We start from the raw sequence: 12,840 nt of genomic DNA, 5'->3' as shown, positions 1-12,840 counted from the left end.
AATAGGTGCCATATAGGAAAAGCTCTTATATAGCAGGGCGCGGGTATCCAGATGGAATACCACAGATATATAGAATCAGTGAGATGGGGTAGATCGAGAAGAGCTAGCTCCATCCATGGGTTGATTGAGTCGTTGTTGCTCACGATATTGCTGGGGGGTCATCCCCATGCGTTTCTTAAAGACATAATGCAGGTAGCTACCACTGGAAAAGCCGTGCTGGCCGGCTAACTGCTCAACGGTCTGGTCTGAATGCGTGAGCGCCATGCAGACCTGCGTCAGGCGGTAGCGTTCCAGGTAACCACTGAATGTTTCTTCGGCCTGCTCATCCAGGATCCTTTGTAACTGGCGACCACAGATGTGCAGTTCTTCGGCTACCTCTTCCAGCGTCAGCGGGTGCGCGTAGTTATCGCGAATATATTGCGTGGCCAGACTGTACCGATATGCATTCATATCTCTGGAAGGTAACGCCGTATTGATCTGGGTGACATGGTGGGCCCGGGCTGTGCGCAACATGATCTGGATGACCGCCTGCCTGATGGTTGAGAACGCTCCCAGCTCGCGATCGTGCCAGGCGCGGTAAGCGGTCAAAAACCAGCTCATGGCGTCATACTGGTCGACGGTTGGATGGGCCTGCATCGTATGCAGCTGGCGCATGCACTCTTCTGCCTCCGCGACCTCCCATTCTTCACCCCAGGGCGTAGCGGATGGTGAGGTGGTCGAGGCATCATCAAGCTTGACGATATCGACATGCAGGCACAGCTCATCCAGCTGCTCCCATTGGCTGGCCTCCTGCTGATGGATCACGTGTGGACCCGTCAAAAAGAACATGCCAGCGTGAACGGGATAGGCTCCATCGTCCAGCACTACCGTGCCGGTGCCACTGGGAATAAAGTGAAACTCGAAATCCCGGTGTTTATGGGCCTGGATAATATGGCCGGTCTTCAACGATGTCAGGTGGCAACGGAGCACCTGAATACCGTAGTGCCCCCAGCGGAAGCGGATATCCAGGCGATCAAGCGCCTGGGGATCCGCCTGCATAAGTTGAAATTGTGAAGGTCCCATGTTTCTCCGCGAAATATGGTGGCGCGATCGACTCAGATCCTTTGCGACAGTCATCACCGTGTCTCCTCTGTCTGTCTGTCTGTCTCTCAGCTAGTCCGGGTTAGCGTTGCAACGAATCCAGTCGTACAGGTTGATTACTGCGGGCAGAGATGTTGGCAGCCTCCATTAACATGGTGAGCTCAATGGCGGTCTGGACATTTTCAGTGGCGGTTGTGCCCTGCTGAATATGACCGACCCATTGCTGGAAGGCGCTCGGTAGCTCGGCTGGTAGTTGTGAGATGGTATGCCAGCGGTCGCTTCCGGGGGTACCCGGTTGGGTACTGCGCATAATCAGCTGGGCCTCGGGTGTGCCGTAGAAGAGACTTCCCTCGGTTCCATGCGCCTCAATCGTAAAGGGCGAGAAGCGATTTACAAAACCAGCCTCAACCACACCGATAGCACCATTGGGATAGCGCAGTGTGACCAGCGCGTTATCCTCGACCTCGCGGCCGGTGACATAGCCATAGGTGGCGCTGACGCTTTCCGGCAGTCCCAGGAACAGGCGTGTCAGATACATTGGGTGGCAGCCAAGATCAATCATGGCGCCGCCGCCGCACTGCTCGGCATTAAAGAAATGGGCCGGTAGCCAGCCGTTGGGATTGTCGGTGGTTGGGACGGCGCCATTATGCGAGAGGCGTACACGCACCAGGGTGGCTTCGCCCAGCTGTTTCTGGCGCATGATCTCGCGAACGGCCTGTGTATAGCCAGCATTGAGACGAGGCAGCGAAACGGTCAACTTTACCCCGGCCTGCTCGATCGCAGCGATGATCTCATTGCACTCGCGCAGCGTGGTGGCGATAACTTTTTCTGTGAAAATATGTTTGCCCGCTTTGGCAGCGGCGATCATAATATCGTGGTGGATATTGGTTGGGGTATCGACTATGACCGCATCGATATCGGTCTGGCTCAGTAGCTCATTCAGGTCATCGTAAAAACGGACCCCTAGCTCCTCGGCTTTGGCGCGGCCCCGCGCTGGCTCTTCGTCCCAGGCGGCTACGATCTGGGTTTCGGGATGCTCAAGCGCCTGTCGTGTGTAGTCACGTGCATGGACATGCCAGAAGCTTAGCATTGCAACACGTATCATCACCCTTCTCCTTTGAAATTGCGACTAGTAACGAAAGGTTTAGTTTAATTCTACATTCCCAATAGAGTTTTTTGCAATCTTATGAGACGACACACATATGTGAGATTACGACAAGCTCATCAATTTATATGCATCCCCGCCTGCGGCGGGAGAGGGGGAGGAAGTTGTTGGGGACTTGAGCATGCTCCCAGCATGCTCGTCCACACCCCGGCAGGGAGGACCCTGCACCCCCCGCTTTAGTGGATGAGCCCTTCTCATGAGTGGAGACACCACGGCCGCGTCGCGGCCGTGGTGTCTCCACTCACTGGTTTTTTATTTGATAAGGTGCCAGTCGGTGGTTGTTTTGCCTGGATAGGTTTGGGTTTTCTTGATTAGCGTGTCGGGTGGGCCAGGGAAGGGTTGGATGGGCTGCCCCTGTTCCGCCAGCAGCATGGTGTCGTGCCAGATGGGGCCGGCGCCGTCGACACCGGTGACGTCGATCATCGGTGAGTTGTCATTGTTGCCCGCCCAGACTCCTACTGTGACGTCTGTGGTGTAGCCCATGGTCCAGTTGTCGCGGAAGTCATTGGAGGTACCCGTTTTGGCCGCGGAGGGCCGGATGGGTCCTGGATGGCCGGCGTAGCACTGGTTCATGGTTGTCTCATACAGTACCAGTGAGCTACATTTGCCGAACTCGTAGATACGCGAGTCGTTGTCGCTCAGCACGTCTGTAATCATAAAGGCGGTCTCTTTACGCAGCACCCGCGCCGGATGGGACTTGATCTGCAGAATCAGCTTGCCGTTTTGATCTTTGATGGTATTGATCGCGTGCGGGGGGACGCGTATGCCTCCATTGGCGAAGGTCGCGTAGCCTGATGTGTTATCGATCAGGTGGATGGCCAGCGAGCCCAGCACCATGGTGTAGTTGGGTACACCCTCGTAGGTACTCAGGCCCATGCCCTGCGCGATATTTAATGCCTTATCGACGCCGGTACGCAGCAGCAGTTTGACGGCGGGAATGTTAAACGAGTTCTGCAGCGCATAGCGATAGGAGACCCAGCCATGGTAGCGCTGATCATAGTTGTGCGGCGAATAGGAGGGCAGACCACAGCACATCTGGATCGTGAGTGGACCATCCTCCACAGTCTCGCCTGGACTGATCCCCTCGTCAAAGGCGGTCGCGTAGATGTAGGGTTTGAACGAGGAACCCGGCTGGCGATAACCCTGTGAGGCCACGTCAAAGTCACCGTATTTGGGATTGTTGGGATCGATATTGCCCAGCAGGGTGCGAATGGCGCCCGTGTGCTGGTCCAGCACCACCACGGCGGCATTGGACATATTATGTTGCCGCGCCATCTCGGCGATGTGCTTCTGGGCCACCTTGAGTACCTTGTTTTGCAGATTCAGGTCCAGCGTGGTCGTGACCACCAGTCCCGCGCGAGAGAGATCGCTGATCTTCACATGCAGGTCGCTGGCCAGTTCACGCAGTGTGTAATTGACGAAATGGGGCGCGGCCCTGTTGTTCAGAGGCGTACCATGCTTGATAAAGTCAGGTTTAAGGGACTCGGTTACGGCGTCGGCGCGTTCTTGCGCCGTGATATACCCCTGGTTATACATCTGCTGCAGCACCTCTTGCATGCGCGTTGAGGCTGCTTTGGGATGTAAGAAGGGGTCGCGCGCGATCGGTGAACTGGGGATGCCGGCCAGCATCGCCGACTGGGCGATATCTAACTGCTGGGCCGCCGTTTGCGTTGGCGTGTCCATCAGTCCGAAGTAGGTATGGGCCGCCTCCTCGGCCCCGTAAGAACGTTCGCCATAGTAGGTTGTATTCAGGTACATCTGCAGGATCTGCTCTTTGGTATAGTAGCGTGAGATGTCGGGAGCGAGAATCACCTCCTGGAGCTTGCGCAACATGGTGGCCTGATTGCCCACAATGCTGTTCTTGATCAACTGCTGTGTAATCGTGCTGCCGCCGGAGACCACTTTGTTGCTGGTCATATCAGCGATGGCGGCACGCAGGATACCCGTAATATCGTAGCCAGGATTTTTATAGAAGTTTTGATCCTCAATGGCGATCTCGGCATGGGCCAGGTGGGGAGAGATTTTACTGAGTGGCTCGCTGGTCTGCTTCCCCTGATCCATCATCTGAAAGATCTGCTTCCCATGAGCATCGTAGATGCGTGTACTATCTTTGGGCAGGATATCCTCAAACGTCGTAATTTTGTCCCCAAATCGCTCATGGGTCGCGTTGATAAAGCTAACCACTGTCACAAAGATAAGCACCATGATCAGGAAGGTCGAAAACACGCTGGCCGCCATCGGTAGCAGCGTGCCAGTTCCGATACGCTCACTAAGAGAGATTGTGTGTAACGTCTGGCGCAGATTCTTGCGTTTAATATGCCGCCGCGTGCGCCAGCCGGATGGATGGATACTTTGATGCGAGCCGGTATAGAATACACCCGGCGTTGATCGCGGCGGGACATCGTTCATGCGCTGGGCGATCGCGGCCTGGCTATGTGGTGGTAAACTGGCGGGGATGCGGCGGCGTGGTTGCGCACCATCCGCCCCTTGTAATCCTGGGTCCTCTTCAGGAGGATTCGCTCCGACATGCTGATCGGTCTGCATGGCCAAACCTCTTTCTACAACCTATCTTCACTCACTACTACAATCCTTTGCCCATACATACAACACCGTGCGCTCGTTCGATGCGGCCACCTGTCGTTCGTGTGGAGCATCCCTGGCTATGTCTATGGAGTAGAAAAAAACATAGATGGAGCAACGCATATACATAGGATTAATAGCAATGGCGTCGACTTTCTTGTCAAAGAAAGCGCATGTCTTCACTTTTAATTATACGCGCCGCTTATAATCGCTGGATAAGATTCTACTAATGAACGGGTAGAATCTTGCGGATATCTTATTTTTGTTTGTAGATATCCTTATGAAGGATGTTTCCAGACATAGCTAAACGATAGCGCCAAAACGGTTACCTGCCATAGTAACGCCGTAAGCGAATCAATGGTAACTCGCAGGTTTTCAGGGGCACAGCCCCTGGACCACACCATGCCGCCCTACGGGCGGCGGGAGAGGGGGAGGCGTTGGGGGCACAGCCCCCAAACTCCCAGTCAAGGGGCTGACCGCCCCTTGCATCCCTGCGGGAGAGGAGGAGGCGTTGGGGGCACAACTCCCAAACCCCAGTCAAGGGGCGACCAGCCCCTTGCGTCCTCGCGGGAGAAGAGGAGGCGTTGGGGGCACAACTGACCCCCAGTCAAGGGGCGACCAGCCCCTTGTATCCTCGCGGGAGAGGGGCTGACCACTTGGTCTTGCTCGCTTGCATCCTCGCGGGAGAGAGGCTGGTCGCCCTTGAATCCTCGATCGTCAGGCTAAGTGCCAATAAACCTGCATCTAAAGGATTACCACCAGCCGATGTGGGGGGCGGATGTGCTGGGTGGGGGGGCGACAAAGTTGAAATTGCTGCAATAGGGATGGCTCGAGGCGACGGACGTGTCCGTGTGGTGATGGTGTTTATGATGTTTTGTTGTGACGGTAGGTACGGTTGGGTCAATGCTTTGCGCCGTCTGGGTGAAGGTGGGATAGTGGCCGGGCAGATACCAGTCGGTGGTATGGACGCCATCTGGATAGGTCATCTCACCCCTGTCTAAGCCGCCGGGATTGACAAAGTCCTGGATAGGATGTCCTTCTTCGGCCAGCAGCATGGAGTCGTGCCAGATGGGGGCCGCGCCCTGTACGCCGGTGACGTCGATCATGGGGGTGTAGTCGTTGTTACCAGCCCAGACGCCCATAACGAAGTCCGAGGTATAGCCCATGGTCCAGTTATCACGGAAGTCATTGGTGGTACCGGTCTTGGCGGCCGCTGGTCGCACGGTGCCGCGATTGCCGGACCAGCACTGTGATTCTGAGTTTGAGTACATCTGCAAGGGATTGCAGTCAAAGAACTCTGGCAGGCGCGATTCGTTGTCACTGAGCATGCTGGTCATCATGTAGGCGACCTGGGGACTGATGGCCTGCTTGCCCGCGTTCGTATGATGGGTGATAACTTTATTATTGTAGGTATAGACGATCTTATCGATCGCGTATGGCTGGAAGGTCTTGCCGTTATTGGCGAAGGCGCCGAAGGCCGTCGTGTGCTCCAAGAGATTGACGTCCAGGCCACCCAGCACCATCGAGTAGCCCGCGTCTCCTTTGGGATGTTCGATGCCCATGTCCCTGGCCGTCTTCAATGCGTTGGTGATCCCGACGTGCTGCAGGGTTTTGACGGCCGGGATATTCAATGAGTTCTGTAGCGCGCAACGCATGGTGACGTGACCATGATAGAGCAGGTCATAGTTTTTGGGTGCATAGGTCGGCGGATTTGATCCTGGTGGCAGAACAATCGTCAGCGGCGCATCATCAATGGCCTGCGCGGGCGTGTAGCCCTGTTCGAGCGCAGTTGCATAGACATAGGGTTTAAACGAGGAGCCTGGCTGACGATAGCCCATCGTCGCCACATCAAACTTGCCATCGATGGTCTTGCTATTATAATCGAGGCTGCCCAGTAAGGAGCGAATGGCGCCGTTGTGATAGTCGATCAATACCTCGGCCGCGTTCGTCACATTGTGTCCCGCCAGTTCCGCGATATGCTTCTGCATTACCTTCTGGATCTTGTCCTGCAGACTGATATCGAGCGTAGTATATACCTTTAGTCCCGAGCGCGAGAGGTGACTGCGCGAGAGCTTGAGCTGCTGCTCAAGCTGACTGAGCACATACTGGCTGAAGTGTGGTGCCCGATCGGTTAGATTGGTTGGACCCTTAAAGAATCCTGGTTTGTGGGCCTCCTTGATCGCCGCTTGTGCCTGTTGAGGGGTGATATAGCCTTCACGAATCATCAGGGCCAGCACGGTGTTGAAGCGGTCGAACGTGGTTTGGGGATGCAGGCTGGGATCGTAGAGCCAGGGTGAGCTGGGCATGCCGGCCAGCATGGCGGATTGCGCCAGGTCGAGCTGAGATGAAGCAGGCTTGCCCGGCTGATCCTGCAATCCAAAGTACATGCTGGCGGCGGCATCAATGCCGTATGCCTGGTGACCATAGTAGATGGTGTTCAGGTACATGCCTAAGATATCGTTTTTGCTGTAGAGGCTATTGATTTCGGGTGTGAGGACTACCTCCTGCATTTTGCGCATCAGGCTGGCCTCGTTGCCGACTATCAGGTTTTTGATCAATTGTTGCGTGATGGTGCTACCCCCCTCGATGACCCGGCCATGCTCAAGATTCTGGATGGCGGCCTGCAGGATACGGAAGACGTCGATGCCAGAGTTCTTCCAGAAGTTTTTGTCTTCCGTGGCGACGGTCGCATTGATCAGCTGTGGCGAAACCTGGTTGAGGGTGACGGCGGTATGTATGCCCTGGTCGGTGAGCTGGGAGAACAGGACCCCCTTGCTATCGTATATCTTCAGGTTATCGCGTGGCGTCAGGTCGTGTAGTGATAAAAGCTGATTGTTATATGAGCTGCTGGTGCTGCTATAGAAGCGGTAGGTAGCATAGGTGCCCGCGCCCGCGAGGGTAAAGATGAGCAAGATGATGGCTCCGATTGTACCGAGGACACCCAGCCAGAAGCGATTAAATGAACGGCGTGTCTGCTTGCGGTTACTGCGCAGATGTCTGCGCGAGATGTGACGTAGCAGCCTGCGCCGCCGTAGCGGTCGTCGGGGTCTGCTACGGCCGGACGCCCGCGTGTATTCAATGGGCACATAAGAGGGGGCGAGCTGGCTCGTTTCAGCCGGTAAATAGCGCGCATCTTGAGATTCCTGGGAACGCGAGTGACGCTGCTCCCACCTGCTCTTCTGCTCAAGATAATGCCGGGCGCGCTTGATGCGCTCCTGGCGTGCCGCGTAATAGAATGGAAGTTGAGCAGATGGTGGTTGCGTGACGCTCGCATCGGCATTCTGTCTGTCTATCGGCGGCGTCACCGGCAGTGGTGGGAGCGACGGCGTATTAGGGACCGGCGTGTTGGGAGTAGAGGGGGGCGGCTGGGCATTCTTTGCTTTTCGACGCACGCGCCTTCGAGCCTCATGATGATGTCGCGACGATTTATTAGCCTCGGGGTCTTGCTGTTCGCCTGCCATAAGAGGTTACCCTCCCTTATTTATTCGACAAGAGGAATATCCGCGTGTTCGGCCCAATTGCCCGATCGCTTGTTTGCCGTCCCTTGTGTTCGCGGTCTATGCTGTTCTGGTGCATGATATGTTATGCACAGTAATGGGCTTTTTATGTGATCAAATTATGCCAGGATGTTTCTCTGCTCTCTTTATTAGACGTTGTAGAACGAAAAATGTATCGTTTTTGTGAAGTATTTTTATTGGCGGCACAGTTTTGGTGTACCCTTTTCTGGATAGCAGAATAGCAGGATACGCGGAAAAGTTGATGACCAATGTTATAGGCTGATGCTTATTTGCCGCCCCGGTGTTGCGTGGCTTCGATCAGGGCGGGCAGGATCTCGCCTGTAATGGCCTGTACCTGGTGGAAGCTTTTGATCCAGAAGATATCGTGATCACGGCCGCTGCGTATCTCCGCCATTTGTAGAATGCCTTCATTGATCAACGTCTGGAAGTAGAGGAAGGCCCGTACGGCATCAGCGAGTGGTACGTTGGAGTTGCCAGTGATAGAGCCGTATTCAGTTCCTAACTCGACCGCCTCTTTCTTTAAATCGTCGAGATGTGTCTCATCATTAAGTGAACGCAACATGAGATCGAGCAGGCGGCGGCCGAGCCGACGATAGGCATCGCGTGCGGCGGTATTGAAGTGTTGATACCAGGGAAAGGTATCCAGGGTGCCGTCAGTAAAGGCAAAGCGTACGCGTCCCAGCACGCTCTGGACGAGCAGTACTGATGCTGGATCGGGCTTGGGCTCAGTTTCCTGGCGCAAACGTGCCTCGATATCGGCGCGGCGGAAGCGGCGATGGCCGCCGCTGGTTCGCCGTGAGGGAATCTCATTGCGATCAGCCCAGAGACGCACCGTGGCTGGATGCATGCCCAACAACTCTGCCGCCTCGCGTAAACTTAGCCACTCCTCTCCTGTGTGCGATGTCACCACGTTACCTCCTGCAAATATAGAGCCTATCCAGACAATTAATAAATGCTCAACATGTAGCTTGAATTGTATGGAATTCATACCATATCGTCAAGTCTACGATTAAACTCTTCCGCGCTAATTGTGAAGGAGCTGGTGCAATACAACAGGTGGGTGCACCAACTCCTTCACAATTAGATGAATGCCTGCGTTGCTCACACGGATTTCAAAACCAGGGCGGTTGCCCTGGTTTTGAAATCCGTGTGAGATTCTGGTGTGATACGCCTTATATATTATATGCACTATTATTATACGGACGCTTATCGTTCCTGACATCATTATTTGAGAATGCTTCGGGGCCTGGGGAATGCAGGCGCCTCTACTGTTTTGTTACGTGTGATGCGACAGGAGCTCATTAGTGCTCCTGTCGCATCACACGTAACCGACTCCCAAACACCGTAGGCGCGGTGGCGCTACGCGCTAGCAAGAGAAAAGTCTGATTGGGATAGAAAGGTTTTGTTATGTCACGCTCTGGCCAGAAGGCGCAGTTTGCAGGGAAGCGTGCCTGGTTGCCATCGGTGGTGCCGCTGGCATGGTGGCAGTTGAGACGTACGAAAGGATTGCTTCTGGTGGTGGGATTGGGAGTGCTGGCGGCGGTTATCTGCGTCTGTGTGGCGCCCCTGTATACACAGGTAGCGATGACGGCAGGCCTGCAGGAGGCCCTTGACTCAACACCCGGCAATGCCAGCATCTCTATTGTTAGCCAGGACAATATCCCGTCCTGGGATAGCCTGGCTCCTGTGACCGATAGCTTTAGCATGTATATGCCATCTTTTGTGCGCACCCATCTGTATGAGGGCAAGCAGCAGATGGTCACTGAGGCTACGGCTCTCCCTGTATATTTGAAGTCTCCTCTGGCTAAAGAGAGCAAGGTTTTACAGGATCAGCTATCGCTGGAAGGTACCGATATAGAGGCGGTGAAGGGCGGCAAGCATGTCACGCTGCTCCAGGGCAGGTTGCCAGATACGCGTGTCAAGGCGTATAGTGATCCTGATAGCACAATTGAGATCGCTGTCAGCGCTGATACGGCTAGCTCTATGAATCTGGCTCTGGGTTCACAGTTCTATACGCGGTTGGGGACCGCTCAGTCAGCGAATAGCCAGCAAACTGGCTGGCACGTTGTTCCCCTGAAGATTGTTGGTATCTTTCGTGACATGGATGGGAAGGATCCATTCTGGCACGGTGATAGCCTGGGGAAATCCAACCTTTCTGCAAATTCAGGTCCTGATGGTCCTTTCGCGTACAAGGCGGTGGTCTCCAATGAGGAACTGATCAGTACCCTGGCGCGCTTCATTCCACAGTCGGATATACCGAGTCATGATCCAATAGAATTTCAATCCAACGATATTACACCCGTTCAGCAACCCTCACATCCGCTGCTCGATCCCTTGAATATCACCTGGTATTATTCGCTGAATGTACATGCCATTTCTAATGATCAGCTTGGTGAGCTACTGCTGCAGCTGCATGAATTTCAGTATCGGCGCTATCCAACGGACAGCATGTTGCTGGCCTATGGTCTGACAAAGATCCATACATTCGCTCCCATCGACTCGCTGACGAATTATCAGGGTCAGATGGCGGTATCTCAAATTCCGGCGCTGAGCCTGGTGATCATGATCTTTAGCCTCTTGCTGTATTTTGTGACGTTGATCACCGGATTACTGGTGGAACGGCAGGCGCCGGCGCTAGCTATCGTGCGCAGTCGTGGAGGGACACGTGGCCAGATCTTTGGTGCCCTGCTGGTGCAGGGGATCGTGGTGAGCCTGCTGGCGTTGCTGGTGGGATTGTTCCTGGCCGTTCCTGTGACCGCCTTGCTGGGATACCTGCAATTGCCTGCCAGCGATTATGCAGCCATCAGCACGGTGTTGTCCGATTGGGGGCACGTGATCCTGTCGGTGGGTGGTCTGGGGCTACTTACCGTACTCGTAGTGGTGCTGGCCTTGATGATGGCCATCTACCAGGCGACGGCGCTGGATGTGCTGGCTTTGCGACGCGAGGTGGGGCGCTCGACGCGCAAACCTCTCTGGCTGCGCTTCCGGCTCGATCTAATTGTGGTCATAGTCATGATAGTCGGCTATGGCGTCTCGTACTATCTCACCACTTCAGGCACGCTGGACCCACAGTTGCGCCTGGTCTTACTGTCGCCGCTGGTGATGGGGCGGGCGGTCTGCACGATCATCGCGGCGCTGCTGCTCTTCCTGCGTTTCTTTCCCTATCTACTGGATTGGGGTTCGCGCTGGGCGACGCGGCGCAACCGGGGCGTCTCTTCGGTGCTGGCTCTGGCGCAGCTGGCGCGGGCACCGCGTCAATCGCTGCGCATGGCGCTGCTCTTCGCCCTGGCAACCGCCTTCGCGCTCTTCGCGCTGGTCTTTTCCGCTTCACAATTTCAGCGTGCCGGTGATCAGGCCAGCAATACTGTCGGGGCTGATTTCTCTGGCACCTTCTTTTATCAACCGGATGCCGCCGCTATGACGGATCAGATTCACGCCTATAGTCGCTTGCAGGGTGTGCAGGGGGTGACGGTCGGCTATGTCGATAAGCTCAATCTGGGCCAGCAACAGACCTATGTCAATTTTCAGGCGGTCGATACCGATACGTATAAGAACGTGGCCTACTGGCCATCCCATAATGCGGCGCAGCCCTTGCCAGAATTGATGGAGCTGCTGGCGCGAGGACGGACCTCCGAGGATCACGATCAGTTTGTGCCCGCCCTGATCGATCAGGCCATGGCCAGCGATGAACATCTCAGTGTGGGCAGTAATTTTTCCCTTTCGGCCAGCGCCGATGGCACCAACCTGGTCCCGTTTAAAGTCGCTGCGATCGTCAACTATCTGCCCGCTGTCTCAACGCCTGGGAGCGTGCTGGTCGATCTGCGAGCCTACCAAAAGCTCTACGACAAACTCGTGAACCCGGTGGGCAGCCAGCCTCTGTCCATCAATCAGATCTGGCTGCGCACCACGGATGATCCGACCAGCCTGGCGCGGATTCGCCATGAATTGCTCAGCGGCGATCAGCTCCAGCTGGCCTCCTTCAACGATCGACGTCAGTTGACCGAGAACCTGCGTCGTGAGCCACTCTATATCCAGTTGATCGGTATCCTGGCGCTGGGACCGCTGGTCGCGCTGCTGCTGGTGCTGCTGGGGAGTCTGATCGCCTCATGGTTGCAGGCGCGCGATCGACTGGTCAACTTCGCCATTATGCGCGCGTTGGGAGCGACGCCACGCAACATCGCCGGTATTCTGGCCTGGGAGCAGGCGATCGTCTATGCCGTCGCCATCGTACTAGGGGCGATCTTCGGCGCTGTGCTCTCCTGGATGACCGTGCCAGCGCTGGTCTTTACCAGCGCGCCCAATACGCAGAGCAGCCTGGATCAATTCTACCAGGCCCAGAGCATCCCGCCGGTTCAGATCATCGTGCCCACCCTGCTGGGAGTGGGACTGGCTATTCTGATTGTCGTGTGCGTGCTGGCGTTGAGTATGATGCTGCGCGTCATCTCCAGGCCGTCCCTGGCCGGGACCCTGCGTATCAACGAAGATTAACTAGGAAGA

The 12,840-nt window shown here is 55.5% G+C and carries 6 protein-coding genes; 1 reads left to right on the top strand and 5 read right to left on the bottom strand.

The window, feature by feature from the left end; all coding sequences use genetic code 11:
- Positions 1–75 precede the first annotated feature (75 nt).
- The 5 genes from AABA21_RS23085 to AABA21_RS23065 all read right to left on the bottom strand — a co-directional run bounded on the left by AABA21_RS23085 (position 76) and on the right by AABA21_RS23065 (position 9,250).
- Positions 76–1,116 (bottom strand): helix-turn-helix domain-containing protein, encoded by a 1,041-nt coding sequence (locus tag AABA21_RS23085; RefSeq protein WP_338253963.1) that lies wholly within the window; start codon positions 1,114–1,116, stop codon positions 76–78.
- 46 nt (positions 1,117–1,162) lie between these two features.
- Positions 1,163–2,185: a Gfo/Idh/MocA family protein gene (locus AABA21_RS23080; RefSeq protein ID WP_338253960.1), complete on the bottom strand. Its 1,023-nt coding sequence runs from the start codon at positions 2,183–2,185 to the stop codon at positions 1,163–1,165.
- A 312-nt stretch (positions 2,186–2,497) separates the two neighbouring features.
- On the bottom strand, positions 2,498–4,789 hold the full coding sequence (locus AABA21_RS23075; protein ID WP_338253959.1) for a transglycosylase domain-containing protein: 2,292 nt from the start codon (positions 4,787–4,789) through the stop codon (positions 2,498–2,500).
- Positions 4,790–5,577: 788 nt separating this feature from the next.
- Positions 5,578–8,286: a transglycosylase domain-containing protein gene (locus AABA21_RS23070; RefSeq protein ID WP_338253958.1), complete on the bottom strand. Its 2,709-nt coding sequence runs from the start codon at positions 8,284–8,286 to the stop codon at positions 5,578–5,580.
- 322 nt (positions 8,287–8,608) lie between these two features.
- Positions 8,609–9,250: a helix-turn-helix domain-containing protein gene (locus AABA21_RS23065; protein ID WP_338253957.1), complete on the bottom strand. Its 642-nt coding sequence runs from the start codon at positions 9,248–9,250 to the stop codon at positions 8,609–8,611.
- Between the two features lie 500 nt (positions 9,251–9,750).
- On the opposite strand from AABA21_RS23065, the gene AABA21_RS23060 reads away from it, so the two are divergent.
- Entirely contained in the window at positions 9,751–12,831 is a 3,081-nt protein-coding gene (locus AABA21_RS23060) for an ABC transporter permease (protein WP_338253956.1), read from the top strand.
- Positions 12,832–12,840: the final 9 nt, after the last annotated feature.

This window comes from Dictyobacter halimunensis (genome assembly GCF_036245075.1).
Note: the sequence above shows the minus strand (reverse complement) of the source record. Positions and strands in the feature narration are given on the sequence as shown.